The organism is Oricola nitratireducens, assembly GCF_014904745.1.
Lineage (GTDB): Bacteria > Pseudomonadota > Alphaproteobacteria > Rhizobiales > Rhizobiaceae > Oricola > Oricola nitratireducens.
Genome location: NZ_JACZCS010000014.1, coordinates 106379 through 129374, shown reverse-complemented (window position 1 = coordinate 129374; position 22996 = coordinate 106379). Strand labels below are relative to the sequence as shown.

Annotated in this window: 19 protein-coding genes; 8 read left to right on the top strand and 11 right to left on the bottom strand. The window is 63.2% G+C overall.

Annotated features, from left to right (window positions below):
- Positions 1–4: 4 nt before the first annotated feature.
- Positions 5–766, bottom strand: coding sequence for an ion channel (locus tag IG169_RS09090; RefSeq protein ID WP_193175876.1), 762 nt, complete (start codon positions 764–766; stop codon positions 5–7).
- Positions 767–936: 170 nt separating this feature from the next.
- Here IG169_RS09090 and IG169_RS09085 point away from each other — a divergent pair, with 170 nt between their 5' ends.
- Positions 937–1179 carry a ribbon-helix-helix domain-containing protein gene (locus tag IG169_RS09085; protein WP_193175875.1) on the top strand — a complete coding sequence of 81 codons (243 nt, stop codon included), beginning with the start codon at positions 937–939 and terminating at the stop codon, positions 1177–1179.
- Positions 1180–1200: 21 nt separating this feature from the next.
- Here IG169_RS09085 and IG169_RS09080 read toward each other — a convergent pair whose 3' ends face one another.
- Positions 1201–2139 carry an oxygenase MpaB family protein gene (locus IG169_RS09080; protein ID WP_193175874.1) on the bottom strand — a complete coding sequence of 313 codons (939 nt, stop codon included), beginning with the start codon at positions 2137–2139 and terminating at the stop codon, positions 1201–1203.
- 98 nt (positions 2140–2237) lie between these two features.
- Here IG169_RS09080 and IG169_RS09075 point away from each other — a divergent pair, with 98 nt between their 5' ends.
- Together IG169_RS09075 and IG169_RS09070 are read left to right on the top strand one after the other, a co-directional pair.
- Positions 2238–3332, top strand: coding sequence for a CaiB/BaiF CoA transferase family protein (locus IG169_RS09075; protein WP_193175873.1), 1095 nt, complete (start codon positions 2238–2240; stop codon positions 3330–3332).
- Between the two features lie 105 nt (positions 3333–3437).
- The gene (locus IG169_RS09070) at positions 3438–4172 is read left to right on the top strand and encodes an HAD family hydrolase (protein ID WP_193175872.1); all 735 of its coding nucleotides are present in this window, start codon (positions 3438–3440) and stop codon (positions 4170–4172) included.
- A gap of 80 nt (positions 4173–4252) precedes the next feature.
- Here IG169_RS09070 and IG169_RS09065 read toward each other — a convergent pair whose 3' ends face one another.
- Positions 4253–5869, bottom strand: coding sequence for a globin-coupled sensor protein (locus IG169_RS09065; protein WP_193175871.1), 1617 nt, complete (start codon positions 5867–5869; stop codon positions 4253–4255).
- A 505-nt stretch (positions 5870–6374) separates the two neighbouring features.
- Positions 6375–7991, bottom strand: coding sequence for a globin-coupled sensor protein (locus IG169_RS24210; RefSeq protein ID WP_193175870.1), 1617 nt, complete (start codon positions 7989–7991; stop codon positions 6375–6377).
- A gap of 627 nt (positions 7992–8618) precedes the next feature.
- Here IG169_RS24210 and IG169_RS09055 point away from each other — a divergent pair.
- Positions 8619–10091 carry an amidase gene (locus tag IG169_RS09055; RefSeq protein WP_246717262.1) on the top strand — a complete coding sequence of 491 codons (1473 nt, stop codon included), beginning with the start codon at positions 8619–8621 and terminating at the stop codon, positions 10089–10091.
- A 7-nt stretch (positions 10092–10098) separates the two neighbouring features.
- On the opposite strand, the gene IG169_RS09050 is transcribed toward IG169_RS09055, so the two are convergent.
- Positions 10099–11439 carry a mechanosensitive ion channel family protein gene (locus IG169_RS09050; protein ID WP_193175869.1) on the bottom strand — a complete coding sequence of 447 codons (1341 nt, stop codon included), beginning with the start codon at positions 11437–11439 and terminating at the stop codon, positions 10099–10101.
- A gap of 138 nt (positions 11440–11577) precedes the next feature.
- Here IG169_RS09050 and IG169_RS09045 point away from each other — a divergent pair, with 138 nt between their 5' ends.
- A complete protein-coding gene (locus IG169_RS09045; protein ID WP_193175868.1) occupies positions 11578–12534 on the top strand; it encodes a DMT family transporter in 957 nt (318 codons plus the stop codon).
- A gap of 6 nt (positions 12535–12540) precedes the next feature.
- Here IG169_RS09045 and IG169_RS09040 read toward each other — a convergent pair whose 3' ends face one another.
- From IG169_RS09040 to IG169_RS09030, 3 genes are all read right to left on the bottom strand, one after another.
- Positions 12541–13788 carry an MFS transporter gene (locus tag IG169_RS09040; RefSeq protein WP_193175867.1) on the bottom strand — a complete coding sequence of 416 codons (1248 nt, stop codon included), beginning with the start codon at positions 13786–13788 and terminating at the stop codon, positions 12541–12543.
- 93 nt (positions 13789–13881) lie between these two features.
- Positions 13882–14679, bottom strand: a complete 798-nt coding sequence (locus IG169_RS09035; RefSeq protein ID WP_193175866.1) for a uracil-DNA glycosylase — start codon at positions 14677–14679, stop codon at positions 13882–13884.
- Between the two features lie 57 nt (positions 14680–14736).
- The gene (locus IG169_RS09030; RefSeq protein ID WP_193175865.1) at positions 14737–15357 is read right to left on the bottom strand and encodes a hypothetical protein; all 621 of its coding nucleotides are present in this window, start codon (positions 15355–15357) and stop codon (positions 14737–14739) included.
- A gap of 196 nt (positions 15358–15553) precedes the next feature.
- On the opposite strand from IG169_RS09030, the gene IG169_RS09025 reads away from it, so the two are divergent.
- On the top strand, positions 15554–17278 hold the full coding sequence (locus tag IG169_RS09025; protein ID WP_428982243.1) for an electron transfer flavoprotein-ubiquinone oxidoreductase: 1725 nt from the start codon (positions 15554–15556) through the stop codon (positions 17276–17278).
- Between the two features lie 20 nt (positions 17279–17298).
- On the opposite strand, the gene IG169_RS09020 is transcribed toward IG169_RS09025, so the two are convergent.
- Entirely contained in the window at positions 17299–18201 is a 903-nt protein-coding gene (locus IG169_RS09020; RefSeq protein WP_193175864.1) for an NAD-dependent epimerase/dehydratase family protein, read from the bottom strand.
- A gap of 163 nt (positions 18202–18364) precedes the next feature.
- Between IG169_RS09020 and IG169_RS09015 the strand changes: the two genes are divergently transcribed.
- A complete protein-coding gene (locus tag IG169_RS09015; RefSeq protein WP_193175863.1) occupies positions 18365–19294 on the top strand; it encodes a cation diffusion facilitator family transporter in 930 nt (309 codons plus the stop codon).
- A 27-nt stretch (positions 19295–19321) separates the two neighbouring features.
- On the opposite strand, the gene IG169_RS09010 is transcribed toward IG169_RS09015, so the two are convergent.
- Entirely contained in the window at positions 19322–20158 is an 837-nt protein-coding gene (locus tag IG169_RS09010; protein WP_193175862.1) for a polyphosphate kinase 2 family protein, read from the bottom strand.
- A gap of 153 nt (positions 20159–20311) precedes the next feature.
- Between IG169_RS09010 and IG169_RS09005 the strand changes: the two genes are divergently transcribed.
- Positions 20312–20800 carry a CreA family protein gene (locus IG169_RS09005; protein ID WP_193175861.1) on the top strand — a complete coding sequence of 163 codons (489 nt, stop codon included), beginning with the start codon at positions 20312–20314 and terminating at the stop codon, positions 20798–20800.
- A gap of 82 nt (positions 20801–20882) precedes the next feature.
- Here the strand turns inward: IG169_RS09005 and IG169_RS09000 are convergent, their stop codons facing one another.
- On the bottom strand, positions 20883–22826 hold the full coding sequence (locus IG169_RS09000) for a methyl-accepting chemotaxis protein (RefSeq protein ID WP_193175860.1): 1944 nt from the start codon (positions 22824–22826) through the stop codon (positions 20883–20885).
- Positions 22827–22996: the final 170 nt, after the last annotated feature.

The window sequence follows — 22996 nt, the reverse complement described above, 5'->3', positions numbered from 1 at the left end:
TGTTTCAGACGCCGCCCTCGGTCTTGATGTGGATCGTCGTACCGCAATGCTTGCAATGGATCGCATCGGAATCGTGCAGGCTCAACCCGCATTGCGGGCATTCGTAGCGGACCTTCGCCGGGCGGAACAGCACCTGGGCCAGCCGCAGGAACAGGGTGACGCCGACGATCATCACGCCGACGGACAGAAGCCGCCCGCCCGTGCCGGTGAGCGTGATGTCGCCGAAACCGGTGGTCGTCAGCGTCGTCACGGTGAAATAGAGCGCGTCGGCATAGTTCCCGATTTCCGGGTTCACGCGGTACTGCGTCGCGTAGATCAGGCCGGTCATCACGAACAGGAAGACCGCGAGATTGATGGCAGCGAGCACCACGTCCTCGTGCTTGCGGAAATAGGGGAAGTCCTGCCTGAGCCGGGCGAGAAGCTGGTAGGTGTGCAGCAGCCGGAGCGTTCTGAGGATGCGCAGGAACCCGAAACCCTCGCCGGTGATCGGCGCGAGAAACGACAGCACCGCCGCGACATCGGCCCAGGTCGCCGGCCGCAGGAAGAACAGGCCTTTGCTCTTCTCGATCATCACCCGCACGAGGAAATCGACCAGGATGATGATGCCCAGAACGATGTCGATGAACTCCACCGTCTGGGTGCGCTGGAAGAACGACGTGACGATCACGAAAAAGACCGTGCCGAGGTCGAAGACCAGCAGCCCGTAACGGAATCGCTGCGCCACCGGCGTTTCGTCCTCGTAGAGTGACCTGAACCTTTCCAGCACTGGCGTTGTTTCCTTGTGCGTTGCGCGGTGGTACGCGGCAAATCACCGCCTTTTTACCGGATATGCGGCGGCTCTGTCACGGCAGAGTGTAACGGCCGGGAAAACGCGTTGCCTACCGCAACCGCTTCGCATATTAATTTGATTACGCGAAAGAAATCCCGGTTCCAGAAATGTCCGCAACCGACAACCGCAATCGCCCCGGGCCTGATGCCGAAAAGGTCAGCGTCGCCCTGGAGCGCGATCTCCTCGACGGGATCGACGTCTATGCAGCCGCCCAGAAGGACAAGCCGTCGCGCCCCGACGCGGTTCAGCGCATCCTGCGCGAATGGCTGCAGGCGCACGGTTTCATGCGCTCTTCCACGTTGGAGGAAGGGACCCGGCCGGAAGACCTGAATTCCGCCAATGACGATTGAAACCGGCGCGACACGCTTTTCTTACGGCGCGCTCACGCTGCGTCTGGCGAACAGGTAGCAGTCCGGAAGGCCGAGCCGCCTGCAGGCCTGCACGGCGGGATAGGTCGGGATGACGAGCCGGTCGCTAACCTTGGCGATGCCGGAGATGAAGCCGCGTTCCAGCATGTTGAGGCACCATTCCTCGCCGAGGTCGAGGCGCTGACGCACCCAGTCCGGCAGGATCTCCACCGCGCCTTTCAGGAGTGCGTGCTGGACCGGACCGGCATGTATGCCGTCGATCCGGATCTTGCGCATGATACCCAGGAACTCGTGCACGATCGGCGAGGGCTGCAGGCGGTTCCGTTTTGCGTTGAACAGCGCCTCGCATTGCGCGGCAGAGGTCAGCGGCTCGGCAACGCCATAGAGCCGCGCGGCATTGACCGCTTCCGCGTAGGCACTGTCCTTTTCCTCGGGTGAAAGCGGTGCGACATAGCGGTGATAGGCCTCGATGAAACCGTAGCTTGCCGTCGCCTGAACCCATTCCAGCAATTCCGGATCGTTCGCCGCATAGGGTTCGCCCTCGCTGGTGACGCCGCTGATGCGCTCATGCATCGCCCGCACCCGGGCGATCATGCGTTCGGAGTCGCTGCGCGCGCCATAGACCGTTACCATCGCCGCGTAGCCGGTGCGCTGCAGCCGGGCGAAGGCGTCGCGCCGAAAGCTCGTGTTCTGCCAGACCCCGTCGCGCACCCGCGGTTCGCCGAATTCCAGCAGCACCGCGGCGACGCCGCCGATGAACAGCGAGACCGGGTTCTTGAAGATGCGCCATGACACTGAGTCTGGCGGCGCGAGCGCTTCCTCGCCTTGCGGCCTGGTGAAGTCGATGGTCGCGCCCTTCGGCGTCAGCATATGCGCCACCCGTTCGGCGACGCGGCCGCGCAGCGGCGCGGGCAGGTGCAACGGTCTGGTCACGGCGGTCATCCGGTTGGTCCTGTCGGCGCTTGCGGTCCGGCCGGTGACCGGACCGCGGAATCGGCCTATACGGAAATAGAGGCGAAAAGCAGGGCAGGGAGGGCCGGATGCTTGAGGGGATGCGCATCATCGAGATCGAGGGGCTCGGCCCCGGACCCTTTGCCGCGATGCTATTTGCCGATCTCGGCGCCGATGTTGTCACCATCCACCGCAAGGGCGGTTCGGCGGCGCCGGGCTTTGCCGAACGCAATCCGCTCGATCGCGGCAAGCGCTCCATCGCGCTCGACCTGAAGGATGCAGGCGACCACGAGACAGCGATGGCCCTGATCGCGGCCGCCGACGGGCTGATCGAAGGTTTCCGGCCGGGCGTCATGGAGCGTCTCGGCCTCGGGCCGGACGAATGCCACGCCGCCAATCCGGCGCTCGTCTATGGCCGCATGACCGGCTGGGGGCAGGACGGCCCGAAGGCGCAGCAGGCGGGTCACGATCTCAACTATATCGCGACCTCGGGTGCACTCTGGTATGCCTCCGCGCCAGGCGACGCGCCGCTGACACCGCCGACTCTTGTCGGCGATATCGGCGGCGGCGCGCTCTATCTGGTCATCGGCATGCTGTCGGGGATCCTGCGGGCGCGCCAGACCGGCGAGGGTGCGGTCGTCGACGCGGCGATCGTCGACGGTTCGGCGCATATGATGAACCTGTTCATGGCGCTGTCGGCGACCGGCGCGCTGTCGATGGCGCGCGGCCGGAGCCTGCTCGACGGTCCGCACTGGTCCCGCACCTATCGCACCGCCGATGGCGGTTTCGTCTCGGTGCAATGCCTGGAACCGAAATTCTATGCCGAGTTCCTGCAGCGTATGGGCCTCGCGGACGACCCGGACTTCGCCCGCCAGTACGATACATCCCTCTGGCCCGAGCTGTCGCAGAGGCTGGCGGCGGTCTTCGCGAAGGAAAACCGCGCGCACTGGGCCTCTCTGTTCGAGGGATCGGATGCCTGCGTCGCGCCGGTTCTCGATCCCGCCGAGGCCGCACGCGATCCGCACATGCAGGCGCGTGGCGTCTGGCAGGGCGATGCGCCGGCGCTGCAGGCCGCGCCCGCGCCGCGCTTTGTCGGCGAAGCGCCGTGGACACCGAAGCCGAGCCCTTCGCGCGGCGAGCACACCGGCGAGATACTGGCGGAACTGAAAAACAGGGGTCGCTGAGCTTTTCGTAACCCGCGGGCGGCGGCATCAATCTTGCGCCACCGGCTGAAAACACCTATCGCGGGACCGGCCGGCGTCAAACGGGCCGGTATTCCAGGCGGTTCGATGCGCGGCACTCCTCATCTTTCACCCGATACGACCAGGGCTATCCTTTTCGACAAGGACGGTACGCTTATCGATTTCGAGAAGAGCTGGGCGCGGATCAACCGCGAGGCGGCGGCGATCGGCGCGTCGGGCGATCCGGCGCTCGAGAAGCGCATCCTCGCCGCCTGTGGAGTCGATCCGGTCACGGGATTGACCGTCGCTGACAGCCTTTTCGCATCGGGAACGGCGCGCGAGATCGCGGCGCAGATGGTGGCCGAGGGCAGTCCGATGACCCATGAAGCGCTGACGAAGGCACTCGACGACCGTTTCGCCGCCGGCGCCGACGCGGCCGTTCCGTTGGCCGATCTCCCACTGCTGTTTTCCGAGCTGAAGGCCATGGGTCTCGTGCTCGGTATCGCCAGCAGCGACAGCGAACGCGCGATTGCAGGGACTGCCGAAACGCTGGGGATCGGCGGTTTCACCGATTTCGTCGCCGGTTGGGATTCGGGTCATGGCCCGAAACCGGGACCCGGCATGGTACGCGCCTTTTGCGCCGCCATAGGCTGCGCTCCGGCCGATATCGCCGTCATTGGCGACAGCCGCCACGATATGGAGATGGGCCGCGCGGCTGGAGCGGGAACCGTTGTCGGCGTTCTCAGCGGGGCGGGGAATTGCGAAACGCTGTCGCCGCTTGCGGACGCCATCATCGACAATGTCGCGATATTGCCGGCCTGTTTCGCGTCGGTGAGCGGTTAGGGGCAGGTCGAAAGAAAACGCCCCCCGTCGGAACGGAAGGCGGCCATTTGCGTGGTCCGGAAATCCGGGACGGGCAGGTCTCAGAATTCTTCCCAGTCGTCCGCGGGCGCCGCGTTTCCGCCGAAGGCGTTCGCCACCTTGCGGTTGAGTTTGCGGGCAGGCGATGGCCGCGGGCTTGCCGGTGCGTCCGACGAGACCGCCTTCGGCGCCTTGATCTGCTGGTATCCGGTCGTGAATTCGCGAAGCATCTGGTTGATCGAAGCGACCTCGTTTCCAAGTGAATGGCTCGATGCCGTCAGCTGCTCGGCCATCGCGGCGTTTTGCTGCGTGCCCTGGTCGACGGACGAGACCGACACATTGATCTCCTGCAGCCCGCCCGACTGTTCGCGCGCCGAATCGATGATCGCGTCCACGTTGATGGCGATTTCCTGCACTTCGCCGACGATTGACTCCAGTGCCTTGCCCGTCTCGCCGACGAGCGACACCCCGGACTTCACTTCGTCACCCGACGTGGTGATCAGTTGCTTGATCTCCTTTGCGGCATTGGCCGAACGCTGCGCCAGTTCCCGCACTTCCTGCGCGACGACGGCGAAACCCTTGCCGGCATCGCCGGCGCGCGCCGCCTCGACCCCGGCGTTGAGCGCCAGCAGGTTGGTCTGGAAGGCGATTTCGTCGATCACGCCGATGATGCGGGAGATATCCTCGGACGACTTGCTGATGCGGCCCATCGCATCGACCGCCTTGCGCACGATGTCGCCCGACTGCTCGGCGTTCTTCTTGGTCCGGGCGACGAGCTGTCCGGCTTCTTCGGCGCGGTTGGTGGAGGACTTGACCGCTGCAGTGATCTCCTCGACCGCAGCTGCGGTCTCCTCGACGGCCGCGGCCTGTTGTTCGGCACGCTTCGACAGATCGTCGGCGGCGGATTTGATCTCGTCGGATCCCGAATTGATCGCCTCCGCCGACCCGCCGATGCTGTTGATCGTCTCGGCGAGTTCCTTGACCGCGTTGTTGAAATCTTCCTTCAGCGTAGCGTAGGCCTCCGGCAGATCGTCCTCGACCCGATATGAGAGGTCCTTGGCGGCAATGTGCGCCATGGCGCTGCCGAAACTGTCGACAATCATCTTGCGTTCGGCGGCGATCGCTTCTTCCTGGGCCTTCTTCTTGGCCTCTTCGGCCTGGTCCATGTAGACCGAGATCGACAGGTCCATGTCGAGCATGATCGCCTTGAGCAGGCCGACAAGCAGGTCGGCCGTATCGTCGGAGCCGCTTTTCTTGGCGAAGACGCCGCCGGCCGGCCACTGGTCCTTGAGAATGCTGTGCACGAGGTGCTCGATGAGGAGGCCGTAGCCGCCGATATACCAGCGCGGCTCAAGGCCGATCCTGGCGTGAACCGATCCGATCGTGCGCACGCGGTTGACGTAGTTTTCGTCGAACTTGCCTGTCGTGATGCCGCCCCAATGGGAGAGCTGCGCGTTCTTGGCGCCGCGCATGTGGTCGTCGGAGGAGAAGAATTTCCGCGTCTCCGGCGTCTTGCGCACCGTATCGTAGAAGCGGTCCAGTCCGATCGGGAGTTCGCGGTCGATGATCGGCTTCAGGCGCCGGATATTTTCGGCGGTCTTTTCGTCAAGGCCGAGAAAATCGAGGCGGCCTGCGATGTCCTGTTCAACGCAGACGTCATTTTTCGCTGCTGCATTCATGGCTGTAACCTCTTGAATTGCGAATTTGTTCACGCGAGTCGGCATGCGTCTCCGTTCCGGCGCCGCTGTGCAGGCGCCGATGACAGGCGATGCTCTGCATCGCCGGATGAAATGCCGGATCGAATATCGAGGCTTAATGCCCCACACCGGTTCGCCGAACACGGGCGAACGCCATGCGCCAAATCATCGCATGCTGGTAAGAAATTACCCTCTGTTCCTTAACGGAATATGTAAGATTCTACTTACCTAGGGTAAGTATTCTACGCTTGGCGGGTTTCTTAGAATGGTATTCCAGCCGGAAGCCATGGTTCGTCAAGCCGTGGACGGTGGGGTCCGTTCCGGGTCGTGAACTGATTGCTCCGGCACCAGAGGCGGTGGAATGGCGCGTTCACGCCGTGGCCGTTATCGGCGACGGCGCGGCTTTGTAGGTTTTTGGCCAGTTTCTGTCGGACGCCGGTTACGACACCGGAATCAAAGCCCGGCGCTGGCGCCGGGCTTTATGTTGTCAGAATTCTTCCCAGTCGTCCGAAGGTGCGGCGTTGCCGCCGAACGCGGCGTTGACCTTGTGGGCTAGATTGCGGGCGGGCGAGGGCCGCGGGCGTGCCGGTGCGGCCTCGGAGACAGCTTTCGGCGCCCTGACCTGTTGATGCCCGGTCCGGAATTCTCGCAGCATCGCGTTGATCTCGACCACTTCGCTACCGAGCGAGTGGCTGCTGGCGGTGAGTTGTTCAGCCATTGCCGCATTCTGCTGCGTGCCCTGGTCGACCGAGGATATCGTGATGTTGATTTCCTGCAGACCGGTCGATTGTTCGCGCGCCGACTCGATGATCGCCTCGACATTGCTCGCAATATCCTCGACGCCGGTCGCGATGCCTTCAAGCGCCTTGCCGGTCTCGCCGACCAGCGACACGCCGGTTTTTACTTCGTCGCCCGAGGCGGAGATGAGCTGCTTGATCTCCTTTGCGGCATTGGCTGAGCGCTGCGCCAGTTCGCGCACTTCCTGCGCGACGACGGCGAAACCCTTGCCGGCATCGCCCGCGCGCGCCGCCTCGACCCCGGCGTTGAGCGCCAGGAGGTTGGTCTGGAAGGCGATCTCGTCGATCACGCCGATAATGCGCGAGATGTCATCGGACGACTTGTTGATGCGGTCCATCGCCTCGATCGCCTTGCGTACGACCTCGCCGGACTGTTCGGCGCTTGTTTTTGTCCGGCCGACGATTTGGCCGGCTTCCTCGGCGCGCCCGGCCGATGATTTGACGGCGGCCGTGATCTGTTCGACGGCTGCGGCGGTCTCCTCGACGGCTGCGGCCTGTTGCTCGGCGCGTTTCGACAGGTCTTCGGCGGCCGACCGGATTTCGTCTGAGCCCGAATTGATCGTCTCCGCGGAGGCGAGAATATTCTCGATCGTGCCGGCCAGCATCCCGAGGGCATCGTTGAAATCGGTCTTCAGCGACTGGTAGCCTTCCGGCAACTCGTCTTCCATTCTGTAGGAGAGGTCCTTGGCGGCGAGATGGGTGATCGCCTTGGTAAAGGCGGCCACGGTCACGCGCATGACGTCCATGGCCTCTGCCTCGGCCCGCTTCCGCTCTGCTTCTGCTTGTTCCACATAGGCCGAAATCGAAAGGTCCATATCGAGCATGATCGCCTTGATGAGGCTCGACAGCATGGCGGCCGTTTCGTCCGGCGATGTTTTCTTTTGCGAGAACATGCCGCCAGCAGGCCACATCGCCTCGAGGACACCGTGCAGAAACTGTTCGATGATCAGGCCGTAGCCGCCGATATACCAGCGCGGCTCGAGCCCGATACGGGCATGCGTGGAACCGATCGTGCATACGCGGTCGACATAAGCGTCGTCGAAATTCCCGGTCGTGATGGCGGTCCAGTGGCCGATCTGCGCGCCCTTGGCGGCGCGCATGTGATCATCGGAGGAGAAGAATTTCCGCGTTTCCGGCGTTTTGCGCACGGTGTCGTAGAAGCGGTCCAGTCCCTTCGGTAGTTCGCGCTCGATGACAGGCTTTAATTTGCGGATTTGCGCCCGGCTCGTTTCGTCGAGACCGAGAAAGGCCAGTCGGCCTTCGATATCCTGATCGGCGCAGGTTTCCTTGTCGCTATTCTGGTGCATTCCGCGTCCCCTGTTCGTCCTTCCCTGTCCCGAAACGGGTGCCGGTAAGACGCACTTTTGCGTTTCGGTGCAGAATGTCTCTGCGCCGGTCAATTGCCGTTATGTCCGTACGGGACGCGCGGCCTTACTGTATTGGTTGGGGAGCTTGGGCGCCCCGTCCTCATCCGCCGCTCAGGGCGTCAGCAAATGGCAATCATTGCATTTCAAACCAGATACGAACCAGATATGTCAGCATTGTTAACCCGAGCTATAAAATCTAGCCATCGGTCGGAAAATTGCTCGTCATGCGGGAAGATCGTCCTTTCCTTAACGGAATGGCTTCAAAGGGATAGGGGGAATCCTCCGACTCTGACGCATATTGGTGTGAAGTCGCTTGCATGCTACTCATGATTGTATAATGCGGCGCAGCGTTCCGGGGCGCGCGGAAGCCGGTTGGAAGCGCAGGGCGCAGTCCGTTCGGGAGGCTCGGGCGCATGATTTTTCCGGTCGCCCGTGTCCGGCTGGTCGTTTTCCGTTCCCCCGGTTTTCCGTACAGCGTCATTGCCGCGTTGGTTGACCCGGACTACGTTCCGTCATGCCGGGACAGGGGAGGTGGCATTGGGAGACGGGAGCGGAACGGAAAGACTGTTGTGGGAGAACGACGCGACGGCGCTTGGCGCGATGGTTGCGCGTGGCGAGATCTCTCCCCTCGAACTGGTCGATGCGGCGATCGCCCGCGCCGAACGCAGCGGCCCGAAAATCAACGCCATCGCCGAAAACCTGCTCGATAGCGCCCGCGCGGCGGCCGCTGCGGTAGACCGTACGACGCCCTTCGCGGGTGTTCCGGTTGTCATCAAGGATCTCGGGATATCGATCGCAGGCGTTCCGGTTCACTGGGGCAGCGCCGTCAAGCCGGTCATGCCGCAAGAGGACTCGCTGCTTGTCACCCGCTACAAATCCGCCGGTTTCATCCCTATCGCTACCAGCACGACATCGGAATTCGGCCTGCGGCTGGTGACCGAAACGAAGCGGTTCGGGATCACGCGCAATCCCTGGAACACCGGCCACGTCACCGGCGGGTCGTCGGGTGGCTCGGCGGCGCTGGTTGCCGCGGGGATCGTGCCGGTCGCCCATGCATCGGACGGCGGCGGCTCCATCCGCGTGCCGGCCGCATGCTGCGGGCTGGTCGGCATGAAGCCCTCGCGCGGCCGCGTGCCGTTCACGCCGGATTTCCTTGAAGGCTGGTACGGTTTCATCGCCCAGCATGCGGTGACCCGCTCGGTGCGCGATTCCGCGGCCATGCTCGATCTGTCGTCCGCGCCCGATCCCTTGTCGCCCTATTGCGCCGCCCCCGCATCCGGCCCGTTTGCCGCCGCGGCCGCCAAGCGGGCGAAAGGGCTGCGGATCGGCGTCTACCGCCAGTCGCCGATCGGTCTCGACATCTCGGACGAAACGCTTGTCGCGCTCGATGCCGCTTGCGCCCTTGCGCGGGAAGCCGGCCATGCGGTCGAGGAAATCGACCTGCCGATGGTCACGCGCGATTTCATGGGCGATTTCGGCCGTCTCGTCGCCTCGGCCTTCGCCGGACAGATGCGGTTGGAGGCAGAGCGTCTGCAAGGGCCGGGCCGGCTCGAGCGCACGACGCGGATCATGAAGCGTTTCGGCGACATGTTGGGCGCCGGTGAAGCCGCCGAGGCGCTCCTGCGCCTGCAGTTGGCGACACGCGATCTGATCCTGGAAACAAGCGCTTACGACGCCGTCCTCATGCCGGTGATCGCCCATCCGCCATTGCCCTGCGGCGCTATGGACACCAGGGGCTTCGACCAGCTGAACGAGATCGTCCTCGACGCGCTGCACCTGACGCCGCTCCTTCGCCTGCCGCCTCTGTTCGCCAAGATGATGGATCTGAGCCTGTGGTTCACGCACTGGCCCGCGATCCAGAACGTGACCGGCCAGCCGGCGATTTCGTTGCCCGTGCATGTCACGGATGCCGGCCTTCCGGTCGGAATACAGGCCGTCGGGCGGATCGGTGACGAAGAGACGCTGTTCATGCTGGCGGGCCAGATGGAGGAACTGTCCGGCTGGCTCGGCAGGCGCGCGCCCTTCGACGTGCCGCAATAGGCGGGTTTCAGCCGCCGAGTTCGTCGGGCGCGTCCTCGCTCAACAGGTCGCTTCCTGTCCCGAGCGTCCGCTCCTCTTCGATCTTCTTGTTGACGGCCTCGTCGGGGCTGGTGTCGTTGGCGGTCGTCGACTCCTGGCGCGCAGCGGGTGTTTTCGAGGGGCTTGGAGCGGCGGCTTTTGTGCTTTTCGCGCCGGTCAGTGGCGCCGCGTTGTCGAAATGCAGCCGGTATGTCGGCTCCGGCAGGGAAAAGCCGCTGCCCTCCAACGCCAGTTTTACCAGCCGCACGGCCTCCGACCGCGCCTTGAGAAATCCCGTGACGTTCTGGTCGATCCATCCCGTGAATGTCAGCACAACGTTGGAATCGCCGATATCCTCGATCCATGCGTCCGGTCCGGGATCGTTGAGCACGAAGTCGAGCGCCTTGATGCGCGACTGGCCGGTTTCCAGCGCCTGTTCCAGATTGCTGTCCGGCCCGACCCCGAGCTTGAACACAAACCGCCTTTGCGGATTGCGGCTGTAGTTGGTGATGTTGCTCTTGTAGACGGTCGAATTCGGAATGCGGATGTGGTTGCCATCCACATCGAGGAGGATCGTCGCGCGCGACGTCAAGCTGATAACCGACCCTTCGAGATCCTGGATCCGGACATAGTCCTTCGGCCGGAAGGGCTGGCGGATCGAGAGCAGGATACTCGCGATGTAGTTCTCTACCGTGTCGCGCACCGCGAAACCGATCGCCAGGCCGACGATGCCGGCCGCGCCGAGGATCGTTCCGAGCAGGGCGGTCGCACCGAGAATGTCGAGCGCCATCACCGCGCCGAGGACGAAAAAGACCAGCCGGACCAGTTGCCGCAGCAGGTTGGCGATAAACGCGTTCGGCGCGATCCGGTCCCATGGCCAGCCCGGGCGTGCGGCAAACCATCCGATAAGGAAGATCGCCGCCCAGCATATGACGGCGACCGCCAGCAGCGGGATATACCCGACCGCCTGCATGACCCGCTGAGTCAGTCGCTGGTAGACCGGCGTGAGCCGCACCGAAAGCGAGGTGACCTCGCCGATCTGGTTGGTGACCTCGACGACGCCGTTGACGCGCTTGGCAAGCTGCTCGGCCTGATCCGACAGCGCCGCTTCGGTCACCTTGCCCCGCAGCGTCACGACGCCGGAATGAACGGTGACGAAAACGCCCTGCAGCCCCTCGATCTGATCGAAGATGGCCTCGATCCGCGCATCGATATCCTTGTCGCTGACCGCCGCGTTGCCCGTATTGATCGTGCTGTCTTCCTGGGCATGCGCAAGAACGCCGAAAAACAGGCAGAAGACGGCAGCGAGCGGGAAGAGGCGATAGCGCATCGGTTTTTCTCCGGAACCCGGTGAGGGAAGGGCGCGCAAAACCTATTCCGGGAATTCCGGTTTGTCAGCCATCCGTTGCGTTCCGGTGAGAACGATAGGCTTTCTTCGCAACTTGTTTGGCGCTACGGACAGGGTTCCATGTCTGCCGCGGCTGCTTCTTCCGACATCGAATCGCGCCCCTTTCTCGCCATCGGCCTGAAGGTCGGCTCCGTCACGGCGTTCATGGGCATGGCGACGGCGATCAAATATGCCGGCCAGTTGCCTGCGGGACAGATCGTGTTCTTCCGCTCGTTCTTCGCGATCCTGCCGATTTGCGTGTATCTGCTCGCCGTCGGTCAGCTGGCGGGCGCGTGGAAAACCGAACACCTGGTCGGTCATGTTATGCGCGGTCTCGTCGGCGTGTCTGCCATGGCACTCGGCTTTTACGGCCTGACCCGTCTGCCGCTGCCGGACTCCACCGCGATCGGCTACGCCCGCCCGCTCGTCACCGTCGTCTTCGGCGCGGTTCTGCTCGGCGAGGTCGTGCGCCGGTACCGCTGGGGCGCGGTCATCGCCGGCCTGTTCGGCGTCGTGGTCATTTCCTGGCCCAAGCTGCAGCTTTTCCGCGGCGCCGGTGATTTCGGCAGCGACCAGGCGCTGGGCGTGGCGGCGACTTTCGCGTCCGCCTGTATCGCCGGTCTTGCCATGGTGCTGGTGCGCCGGCTTCTCGTCACGGAAAAGACAGCGACCATCGTGCTGTATTTCTCGGTGACCGCCTCGGTCTTCGCGCTGGCGACGATCCCCTTCGGCTGGCAGGCGCTCGACATGACGCAGACCGTGTCGCTGGTGCTCTCCGGATTCTGCGGCGGCCTCGGCCAGATCCTGCTGACCCAAAGCTATCGCCATGCCGACGTCTCGACCATCGCGCCGTTCGAATACACCTCGGTGGTACTGAGCATCGCGATCGGCTATTTCGTCTTCGCGGAAGTGCCGGGCTGGGCGACGATCATCGGTTCGGCGATCGTCACCGCATCGGGCATTTTCATCATTTACCGCGAACACCGCCTCGGCCTCGAACGCGCCAGGGCCCGGCGCGCCATCACCCCGCAGGGTTGACGGCGGTCAGCTTGCCGCCTCGTCGGCGCGCGGATCAAGCTGGATGGCCTCCGGGGTCAGGGCCGAGGAGACCGGCGGCGAATAGGTGAATTCGGTCATCTCGTCCTGCGGTACGCCCGGGCGTCGCGAGATGCGCCATGCGGCGTAGAGTGCGAAGATGAGATAGGACACCGCCATCATCACGAAGAAACCCGTCGGGCCCATGATGGCCATGAAGCCGCCGGCGATAACCGGCCCGGCCATCGATCCCGCGCCATAGAGGATGAGCAGGCCGGAGGAGATTTCGACGAATTCGTCCGGGTCGGCATGATCGTTCGCATGCGCCGTGACGATTGAATAGAGCGGCATCAGCACGCCGCCGAACAGGACCATCAACCCGATCAGGGCCGTGAAGGAAATCCCGGTCGATGTCGCAATGGCTACCGAGAGGACCAGTCCCGCGAACGATACAACGACGATGACGCGCCGCCGGTCCGTGCGGTCGGAAATCCGCCCGAGCGGGAACTGGAACACCATCCCGCCCACCATCGCCGCGGCCATAGCGGTAGCGATCTTTGCCTCGCCGAAGCCGGACAGTTGCAGATAGACCGGCGCCTGGAACATGTAGGCGCCGAAGGTGACGCCGGTAAGCACGATGCCGATGAATGCCAGCGGCGAATTCCTGTAAAGTTTGCCCAAATTTAGCGAAACCTCGGTCAGCGGTTTCGGTGATGACGCGTTCGAAAGGCCTGTCGGGATGACGGCGGCGGCAAACAGCAGCGCTGCCAGCATGAACAGCGAGGTGGTGGCCGGATCGGCGGAGACGAGCAGGAACTGTCCGGCCATCACGCCGATCATCGTGGTCACCATGTAGATCGAGTACATTTTTCCCCGGTCCTCGTTGCTGGTTTTCTCGTTGATCCAGCTTTCGACGATCATGTAGGTGCCGGCGAGCGCAAACCCGGCAAGGCCGCGAAACACGATCCATGCGACGGGAATGACCAGCAGGGCATGCAGCAAGGCCGACATGGCGAGAACGGAGGCGAGCACGCCATAGACGCGCACATGTCCGACGCGCAGCACGAGGCGGGGCACGACGATGCATCCCGCGGTGAAGCAGAGCGCGTAGCCGAAACCGATCCAGCCGATGACGACGGGGCTCCACCCCTCAAGCGACGCGCGGACCGGCAGCAGCACGCCGATGAGCCCGATGCCCGTCAGCAGCAGCAGGGTGGAGGCCAGCAGTCCGGCGACGGGACGGAAGAGGTGCAGCATCGATATTCATCCATGGGTGTGCATATGCCTGCTAGCGCGATTGCATGGCGGGCGCATGAAAGAGGGGCGACGGAATATGCCTCGTTTACGCCGTCAGGACGGAGCGTTTTCGTCGAGGCGGTCGCGGATCGTCAGCAGATCGGCCCAGGCAAATCGTTTTTGCGCCGGCTGTTCCAGCAGAAACCGGGGATGCAGCGTCGCGATGGCCGGAACTTCGAAACCTGAGGCGGTGCGCACGGTTTTCCATGCACCGCGTATCTGCAGGATGTTGTCCGAGGTGCCGAGGAGGATGCGTGCGGCGGCGTTGCCGAGCAGGACCAGGAAGCGGGGCCGCGCCAGTTCGATCTGGCGGTCGATGAACGGTTTGCAGATGGAGGCCTGAAGCGGAGAGGGGACGCTGTTTCCGGGGACGCGCCACGGGACGGCAAAGCCCAGATAGCAGTCGTCGCGCGAATGGCCGATTGCCGCTAGCATGCGGTCGAACAATTGGCCTTCCGGCCCGGTCAGCGCTTCGCCGGAAGCGTCGTCGTCGCGTCCCGGCGCGTCGGCGACCGCCATCAGCGCCGCGCCGCGCGCGCCGCCTTCGAACACCGTGTTCCGCGCGGTCAGCTTCAAATTGCAGCCGTCGAAAGCTTCGACCGCCTTGCGCAGATCATCGAGTGTTTCCGTCTGCGCCGCGACCTTCTGCGCAAGAGCGATCGCATCGGCGTCCGGCATGGCAGGCGCGCGCGCGGGCGGTGCAGCTGCCGCAGGCACCGATTGCGGATTTGCGGCTTTCGGCGCTGGCGCGGTCACGGCCTCGAAACGGTCTTCAGCCTCATCGGCCAACGGAAAATCGAGCCCGCTTTCCGCATAGAAGCGCAGCAGGCTTTCGAGTTCGCCCCGTGTCATATCCGTTGCCTTGGCCATCCATCACCTTTCGCAGACGCGGCATCCGCCATCAAGCGCTCATGATGCGGGAATGCGCGGATCGAGCTTTATGTAGAATGTCGGCAGCGGCGTGATATCCGTGATGACGAAACGGAATTCGGCATGGGCATGCGGATTGAGCGCGCCCGCCTCGAACAGCAGCCGGTCGTAGGGCTCGAAATCGTAATGGGCGTTCGCGAAGGCGTCCGAGGTCGCGGTTACCCGTTCGATCTGGCGCTGGTCGAAGGACAAACCGTCGCCATAGATGCTCGGTTCGTGGATGTGTTCCTGCAGTTCAAGTTCCAATCCGACCCAGGGAATGCCTGTTTCGTTGGTCACGTCGAGGACGATGTGGATCGTGCCCGTCGCAAAGTCGCCGGACGGTCCGAACGGATTGATCGGCCGCGTCGCACGGACCACCAGCGTCACGGGAGAGGCGGTGCGGAAGGATTGCGCGACATGCACCGGATCGTCGCGCGTGCCCGCGCCGCTGATCGCAAGGATCGAAAAACCGCCCAACTCGTCGGAAAAGGCATAGGGAACAAGGCTCGCGGCAGCCCCGCCGGATCCGGCTGTCGCATCGGCAGCCTTTGCCCCGGCCGTCAGCACGGCGAGGATCATCAGCGCGGCTGCGCTCCTGCGGACATTTCCCGTGGCCATGGCACAGAATAGTGCGATTCACCGGCATCCGGTAGCTGGTGCTTGATTTACGTTTACGTTCAGGTCAAGAAAATGACGGGAAAAGAGGCGCAATCGGTTCTTGCGAACCGGGATTTGCGGGATACATTCGGCGCCGACTGGAAAGAGGCGCCGGCAACAGGGCAGATCCTTTGCCGCGCCGGTACGGAGAAAAAGCATGAGCGATGAAAACGGGGCCGACAACCCGATGAACGAACCGCGCGAAAGCATGGAATTCGACGTGGTGATCGTCGGTGCCGGGCCGGCCGGCCTTGCCGCCGCGATCCGGCTGAAACAGGCCGATCCCAAGTTGACCGTCGTCGTTCTGGAAAAGGGTGCCGAAGTTGGCGCGCATATCCTGTCGGGCGCCGTCGTCGATCCGGTCGGCATCGACAAGCTCATCCCCGACTGGCGCGACGATCCGGACCATCCGTTCAAGACCGAGGTCAAGGAAGACCAGTTCCTGTTCCTCGGGCCGGCCGGATCGATCCGCCTGCCGAATTTCGCGATGCCGCCGCTGATGAACAATCACGGCAATTACATCGTGTCTCTCGGCAATGTCTGCCGCTGGCTGGCGGGCAGGGCGGAGGCGCTCGGTGTCGAGATCTATCCGGGCTTCGCCGCCGCCGAAGTGCTCTACAACGAGGACGGTTCGGTCAAGGGCGTCGCCACCGGCGACATGGGCATCCAGAAGGATGGCACGCCCGGCCCGATGTTTGCGCGCGGCATGGAATTGCACGGCAAATACACGCTGATCGGCGAGGGCGTGCGCGGATCGCTCGCCAAGCAGCTGATCGCGAATTTCAAGCTCGATGCGAATAGCGACTTTCCGAAATTCGGCATCGGCATCAAGGAGCTCTGGGAGGTCAAGCCGGAGAAGCACCGCCAGGGGCTGGTGCAGCATTCCTTCGGCTGGCCGCTCGATCTGAAGACCGGCGGCGGTTCCTTCCTCTATCACCTGGAGGACAATCTCGTCGCGGTCGGCTTCGTTCTGCACCTGAACTACCAGAATCCCTATCTCTATCCCTTCGAGGAATTCCAGCGCTTCAAGACGCATCCCGCCATCAGCGGCACCTTCGAGGGCGGCAAGCGCATCGCCTATGGCGCGCGCGCGATCACCGAGGGCGGCTGGCAGTCGGTGCCGAAGGTCTCGTTCCCGGGCGGCGCGTTGATCGGCTGCTCGGCCGGCTTCGTCAACGTTCCGCGCATCAAGGGCTCTCACAACGCGGTACTCTCGGGCATCCTCGCCGCCGACACGATCGCCGGGGCGCTGGCCGCCGGCAAGGCCAATGACGACGCGCTCGACGCCTACGAGGCGGCATGGCGCGGCAGCGAGATCGGCAAGGACCTGAAGCGCGTGCGCAACGTCAAGCCGCTCTGGTCGCGTTTCGGCACGGCGCTCGGCGTCGGCATCGGCGGCATCGACATGTGGATCAACCAGATCACCGGAGGCTGGTCGCCGTTTGGCACGCTGAAACACGGCAAGCCCGACTACGCGGCCACGCAAAAGGCCTCGCATTTCAAGCCGATCGCCTATCCAAAGCCCGACGGCGTACTCACCTTCGACCGCCTGTCCTCAGTGTTCCTGTCGAACACCAATCACGAGGAAGACCAGCCGGTTCACCTGAAGGTCAAGGATATGGACCTTCAGAAATCCTCGGAATACGCTGAATTTGCAGGGCTTTCGGCCCGTTACTGTCCGGCCGGCGTGTATGAATGGATCGACGCCGACGGCAACTCCGTACCGGCCGACGCGATCCGCAAGCCGGGCGACAGCGTACGCTTCCAGATCAACGCCCAGAACTGCGTCCATTGCAAGACCTGCGACATCAAGGACCCGAACCAGAACATCAACTGGACGGTGCCGCAGGGCGGGGAAGGGCCGGTCTATCCGAACATGTGAGGCGGGGCGGGAAAGCCCGCTCAGCCTTTCACATATTCCCGCCAGTCGTGCTGTTCCTTGAAACCGAGCACGTCGCGGATCTTCCTGTTCGAAAACAGCGCTTCGTTCTCGCCCATCTCGCGCGTGAACGGGACGCCCGGAAAGAAGCGTTCTGCCAGTTCCGCGGTCGGGATGTTCATCCCGTTTGTGTTGTTGCCGGCATTGAAGACCTCGAAGCCGAGCCCGTCCTTGGCGAGGCACAGATCGACGATCTGGCCGAGATCGCGCGCGTCGATGTAGCAGAACGCGTTGCGCCGCCGCATCTCCGGATTGGCGAAATAGGTCGGGAAGTTCTGCGCATATTCATGCGGCTCCACGACATTGCCGATCCTGAGCGCATAGATGTCGAAGCCCGAGCGCAGCGCGAAGGCGCGGGCGGTCTTCTCGTTGACGACCTTGGAAAGCCCGTAGGAATCCATCGGATCGATGTCGTAATCCTCGTCGAGCGGCAGCGTCGCCGGATCGCGCCGGCCGTCGGCGAAGCAGATGCCGTAGGTCGTCTCCGACGAGGCGATGACGATCTTCCTGATCCCGAGTTTCACCGCCGCCTCGATCACGTTGTAGGTGCCGATCGTGTTGACGCGGAACGTCTCGTTGTCCGGATGGATCAGGATGCGCGGGATCGCCGCGAAATGGACGACGGCGTCGAAGGGGGGGACTCCGGTGCCCGGCTCCAGTTCGTCGAAATTCGCATAGGAACTCATGACGTTGAACATCTGGCCGCTATCCGTGATGTCGGCGGTCAGATTGTCGACACCCGGATGGTCGAGCGGCGCCAGGTCGACATTGACGACGCGGTGGCCCTGGTCGAGCAAATAGGGCACGACATGCTTTCCCGCCTTGCCCGATCCGCCCGTGAAGAGAATGCGCTTTTTCGTTGTCATGACATGCTCCTTTTGCTGTCGGTTACCTAACACCGAATGCGGTCGCAGCAACCCGGCGGGCGATCATGCGCGCGGGAAATTCGCTGTAATGATGATTCAGCCTTGAACCTCTAGCCGCTGGAGACATTATCTCGGGTACGGGCACAGTCCCGAAGGAGGCATTTTGGCTCACGGTCATTCTCATCACCATCATCACGTCGATCCGGGGGCGGGCGACCGGCGCGTCGCCCTGGCGGTCGGCGTCAACCTTCTGCTGACCGTCGTCCAGGTGATCGGCGGCGTTCTCGCCGGCAGTCTGGCGCTGATCGCCGACGCGCTGCATAATTTCTCCGACGCGATCTCGCTGATCATCGCTTTCGCGGCCCGCAAGATCGCGAGGCGCCCGTCGGATGCGTCGATGACCTTCGGATACGCCCGCGTGGAGGTTGTCGCTGCGCTGATCAACTACACGACGCTGATCGTCGTCGGTCTTTATCTCGCCTATGAGGCGGTGCTGCGCTTCATTGAGCCGCAGGGTGTCGAAGGCTGGCCGGTCGTCATCATCGCTGGCGTCGCGCTCGCCGTCGATGTCGCGACCGCGCTCCTGACCTTCACGCTGTCGAAGGAAAGTGTGAACATCCGCGCCGCCTTCCTGCACAACGTCGCCGATGCGCTGGGGTCGGTCGCCGTGATCGTCGCCGGGTCGCTGATCCTGCTCTTCGACTGGCGGCTGGTCGATCCGCTGGTGACGCTGCTGATCTCCGGCTACATCCTGTGGCAGGCCTTTGGCGAGATCGGTGGTGTGATCCGCATCCTGATGCTGGGCAGTCCGCCAGATATCGAGACCAGCGCGGTGATCAAGCGCATGGAGGCGGTCGAGGGCGTCGCCAATGTCCATCACGCGCATTTCTGGCAGATGAGCGAGCACGACAGCGCGCTCGACGCTCACCTCGCCATCGACAAGGGCGCCTGGGGCCACGCCGACGACATCAAGGCGCGCGTCAAGGCGATACTGAGCGAGGAGTTCGGCATCCGCCATTCCACGCTGGAAATGGAATGCAGCATCCATGCCTGCAAAAGCCCACAACGGATCGGCGACGACGGCCACGATTGACGTCGGGCCGCTTGCCCGGTCCGATCCTCAGTCGGTCCGGCCGGCAAGGCTCTCGATCAGCGACGGGGTCATGTCGATATGCTCTTTCGCGGCATTGAGAACGGTATCGTCAAGCACCGGCGGAGCGAGGTCGACATCGCGGCTCAGGCAATCGGTGACGGCTTTGATCGCCGTTATGCGCGCGTGTTTCTTGTCGTTGGCGGGAATCAGGTGCCACGGCGCATAATCCGTCGACGTCTTCTCGAACATCTCGTCGATCGCGGTGGCGTAGTCGTCCCAGTGGCTGCGATTGCGGAAATCCTCGTAGGAGAGTTTCCATCGCTTCAGCGGATTGCGCAGCCGCTCCTCGAAGCGGGCGAGTTGTTCGTCCGGCGACACGTGGAAGAACAGCTTGACGAGACGCGTGCCGTCGTCGGTGATCATGCGTTCGAAATCGTTGATCTCCTGATAGGCGGCTCGCCACCTTTTCTCAGGCGTCAGTTCCTCGACCCGTTCGACCAGCACGCGTCCGTACCAGGATCTGTCGAATATGGTGATCGCGCCGTTTGGCGGCATCCGCTCCATGAAGCGCAGCAGAAAGTGCCGCTCGAGATAGTAGCGCCGCGGCGCGCCGATCGGCCACACCTTGAAACTGCGCGGATCGAGCGCCGCCGAAATCCGGCGGATCGTGCCGCCCTTGCCGGCCGCGTCCCATCCTTCGAATATGATCACAGCTGACTGGCCGGTGAAGAGATAAGCCTGCTGGATCTGCGTGAGCAAACGCTGCAACTTCGCAAGCTTGCGCTCATAGTCGGAACGGCCGAGATGCAGGCTCAGATCGGCGTCACTCAACCTGGGCGCCTTGTCGCGGATCTTCTTGCCCATGCGTATGTCTCCTTTTTCGCGCGCCAAGTTTTGAGACTAGGCCGGCGAAGGGCATTGCAACAAGGCTGCTGGAGCCAAACAAGCGATTGCACTTGCGGTAACGGGTTGGCGAACCGACATAACGGATTGCTCGATAATCCCCGGAGACCGAAAATGCTGAAGACCTTGCGATACACTGTCGCCGTCCTGGCTGTTGCCATTGCCGCGGCGCCCTCTGCCGCTTTCGCCAAGGAGGTCGGCAAGGTCGGCGTCGACTGGCTCGGTAACGACATCATCATCGAGGCGATCGCCGATCCGGACGTCGAGGGCGTGACCTGCCACGTCGCCTATTTCGACCGCGGCCTGATCGACCGGCTCCAGAAGGGCAACTGGTTCGAGGATCCGTCCAATTCCTCCATCGCCTGCCGCCAGACCGGGCCGATCAAGATCGGCAAGATCGACCTCGGCGAGGACGGCGAGGAGATTTTCAAGAGCTCGCGCTCGCTGATCTGGAAGAAGCTCGTCGTCAAGCGCATCTATGACCGCGACAACAACACGCTGATCTACCTGTCGCATTCCCGCCAGGTGCAGGATGGCTCGGCCAAGATGGCGATATCGACCGTCCCGCTCTACGGGCAGGCGGAGCCGCCGGCGGAAAAATAGGATAGACCGATCCTTCGGGACAAAAGTAAGCGGGCAGCCGATCATCGGCTGGCCGCTTTTCGTTCGATTGAGGGGAAGGCTGTCAGCCGCCGAAGGCGTGCGCCACCGAGCGGACCATATTGCGGGCCGGCGATTCCGCAGGGATGGAGGCTGCGGAAGCTTCTTCCACCGCAGGCGCATTCTGCGCGCCGGCCAGCCTGAATTGCGAAATCAGGTCGGAAAGGGTGTCGGACTCGCCGGAGAGGCGGTGCGTCACCGCGGTCGACTCCTCGACCATGGCGGCGTTCTGCTGCGTCATCTGGTCCATCTGCCCGACAGCGATATTGATCTCCTGCAGGCCCGTCGACTGTTCCTGCGACGCCGTCGCGATGGAGGCGATGTGCTCGTTGATCGCCGTGACCTTTTCGGCAATCTCGTCGAGCGCTTCGCCGGTTGCGCGCACCAGCGACACGCCGTTGGCGACTTCCGTGCCCGAATTCTGGATCAGGCCCTTGATTTCCTGCGCGGCGTTGGCCGAGCGCTGGGCGAGTTCGCGCACTTCCTGCGCCACGACCGCGAAGCCCATGCCGGCTTCCCCGGCACGCGCCGCTTCAACGCCGGCATTGAGGGCAAGGAGGTTGGTCTGGAACGCGATTTCGTCGATCACGTTGATGATGGTCGTGATCTCGCCCGAGGCGGTTTCGATCCGTCCCATCGCATCGACGGCTTCGGCGACGACCTTGCCGGAGCGGTTGGTCGCTTCCTGCGTGCTGCCGGCCATCTGCGAGGCTTCGGCGGCGCGATCGGTGGCGCTGCGCACGGTGGCCGTGATCTGCTCGAGCGCCGCTGACGTCTCCTCCAGCGAAGCCGCCTGCTGCTCGGTGCGCCGCGACAGTTCATCGGAGGCAGACCGCATCTCGCTTGCATCGCCGTTGATGGCGGAGATGTTGTCCTTGATCTCGGCGAGGGTATTGTTGAGTTTCCCGACAGACATGTTGAAGTCGACACGCAGCCTGTCGTACTCGCCCGCGAAAGGGGACTCGATCGTGCAGGTCAGATCGCCGCCGGCAAGTTGTTCCAGGCCGAGCGCCAGCGTATCGATAACGTGCTTGGTGCGGATCTCTTCCTGAGCGCGTTCGTTTTCGCGCGCTTCGAGTTCCTCATTGCGCTTTTCTTGGCGCTCCTGTTCCGCTTCGAAATCGGCTGCCTTCTTGGCTCTCAGTCTCTCGCGGAAGTTCGTGTAGGCCCTGGCGAGATCGCCGATCTCGTCCTTGCGCCCGGTGGCGGGCAGTTCAATGTCGAAGTTTTCACGTGCCAGTTCGTTCATCGCGTTCGTTGTGCGAACCAGCGGTCTCAGAAGGCGAAGAGCGATAAACGCGACCAGGCCGATGCCCGCGACCAGCATCACGACGCCGAGGGCCGACATGGTCATGAGATTATGGTCGGCATTCGACTGGACATCGGCGAAGCGGCTTTCGGTCTGCTGATTTCCACTTTCGACGATCTGAGCGACCAGATCGCCGGCGGATTCGATCTCGCCTTGCATCTTGTCCGCGACGGCGTCGAACGAATCCATCAGCTTGTTGCCGCCGGCCGGACCATCGGCGATATAGGCGTTCGCCATCTCGATGCCGGCCTTGTAGAACATGCCGTACTGGGCTTCGAGCGACTTGAGCCGATCCACGAGTTCCGGCTCCTTGAGCGCCGTTGCCAGTTCACTTGCCGCGGCGACTTTCTCGCGCAGCGATTTGGAGGATCCCTCGGCAAGCGCGAAGCCGTCATCCAGGCCATCGAGTCCCCGCGTCGCCGAAATGTCGGTCAGGGATTCCTGAGTGCTGACGATGTCGAGTTCGATCTCTTTTTGCAGAACGCTCAGTTCATTGACCTTGGTGGCCGTCTCGCTGTTTTCCCGAAGGATCACCTGCGCCGACGAAAGCGAACCCTGCGCGATGAAGTTGGATATTGCGAGGGCGCCGAGGCTCATCGCGACGACGGCGATAATTGCGACGGGAACGATGTGGCCCAGACGAAGCGAGGAAGCGGTCATTGATAGACCTCCTTTTCGGGACGAGAGCATCTGACGGGAGGCCAGCCGCACCGGAGCCGCATCATGCGTTCGAGCTATCTCGACGGGGCGTTTCAATGCGTGCCATCATATAGGTCTTGGTTAATTATTGCTTACCAATCCCTGAGGCGCGGCTTTGTTCTCAAGTCCTC

Bases quoted from the DNA above. Each gene is read 5' to 3' on its own strand.
- IG169_RS09085 (WP_193175875.1), top strand. From the start codon at position 937: ATGTCCGCAACCGACAACCGCAATCGCCCCGGGCCTGATGCCGAAAAG.
- IG169_RS09080 (WP_193175874.1), bottom strand. From the start codon at position 2,139: ATGACCGCCGTGACCAGACCGTTGCACCTGCCCGCGCCGCTGCGCGGC.
- IG169_RS09075 (WP_193175873.1), top strand. From the start codon at position 2,238: ATGCTTGAGGGGATGCGCATCATCGAGATCGAGGGGCTCGGCCCCGGA.
- IG169_RS09070 (WP_193175872.1), top strand. From the start codon at position 3,438: ATGCGCGGCACTCCTCATCTTTCACCCGATACGACCAGGGCTATCCTT.
- IG169_RS09065 (WP_193175871.1), bottom strand. From the start codon at position 5,869: ATGAATGCAGCAGCGAAAAATGACGTCTGCGTTGAACAGGACATCGCA.
- IG169_RS24210 (WP_193175870.1), bottom strand. From the start codon at position 7,991: ATGCACCAGAATAGCGACAAGGAAACCTGCGCCGATCAGGATATCGAA.
- IG169_RS09050 (WP_193175869.1), bottom strand. From the start codon at position 11,439: ATGCGCTATCGCCTCTTCCCGCTCGCTGCCGTCTTCTGCCTGTTTTTC.
- IG169_RS09045 (WP_193175868.1), top strand. From the start codon at position 11,578: ATGTCTGCCGCGGCTGCTTCTTCCGACATCGAATCGCGCCCCTTTCTC.
- IG169_RS09040 (WP_193175867.1), bottom strand. From the start codon at position 13,788: ATGCTGCACCTCTTCCGTCCCGTCGCCGGACTGCTGGCCTCCACCCTG.
- IG169_RS09035 (WP_193175866.1), bottom strand. From the start codon at position 14,679: ATGACACGGGGCGAACTCGAAAGCCTGCTGCGCTTCTATGCGGAAAGC.
- IG169_RS09030 (WP_193175865.1), bottom strand. From the start codon at position 15,357: ATGGCCACGGGAAATGTCCGCAGGAGCGCAGCCGCGCTGATGATCCTC.
- IG169_RS09025 (WP_428982243.1), top strand. From the start codon at position 15,554: ATGAGCGATGAAAACGGGGCCGACAACCCGATGAACGAACCGCGCGAA.
- IG169_RS09020 (WP_193175864.1), bottom strand. From the start codon at position 18,201: ATGACAACGAAAAAGCGCATTCTCTTCACGGGCGGATCGGGCAAGGCG.
- IG169_RS09010 (WP_193175862.1), bottom strand. From the start codon at position 20,158: ATGGGCAAGAAGATCCGCGACAAGGCGCCCAGGTTGAGTGACGCCGAT.
- IG169_RS09005 (WP_193175861.1), top strand. From the start codon at position 20,312: ATGCTGAAGACCTTGCGATACACTGTCGCCGTCCTGGCTGTTGCCATT.
- IG169_RS09000 (WP_193175860.1), bottom strand. From the start codon at position 22,826: ATGACCGCTTCCTCGCTTCGTCTGGGCCACATCGTTCCCGTCGCAATT.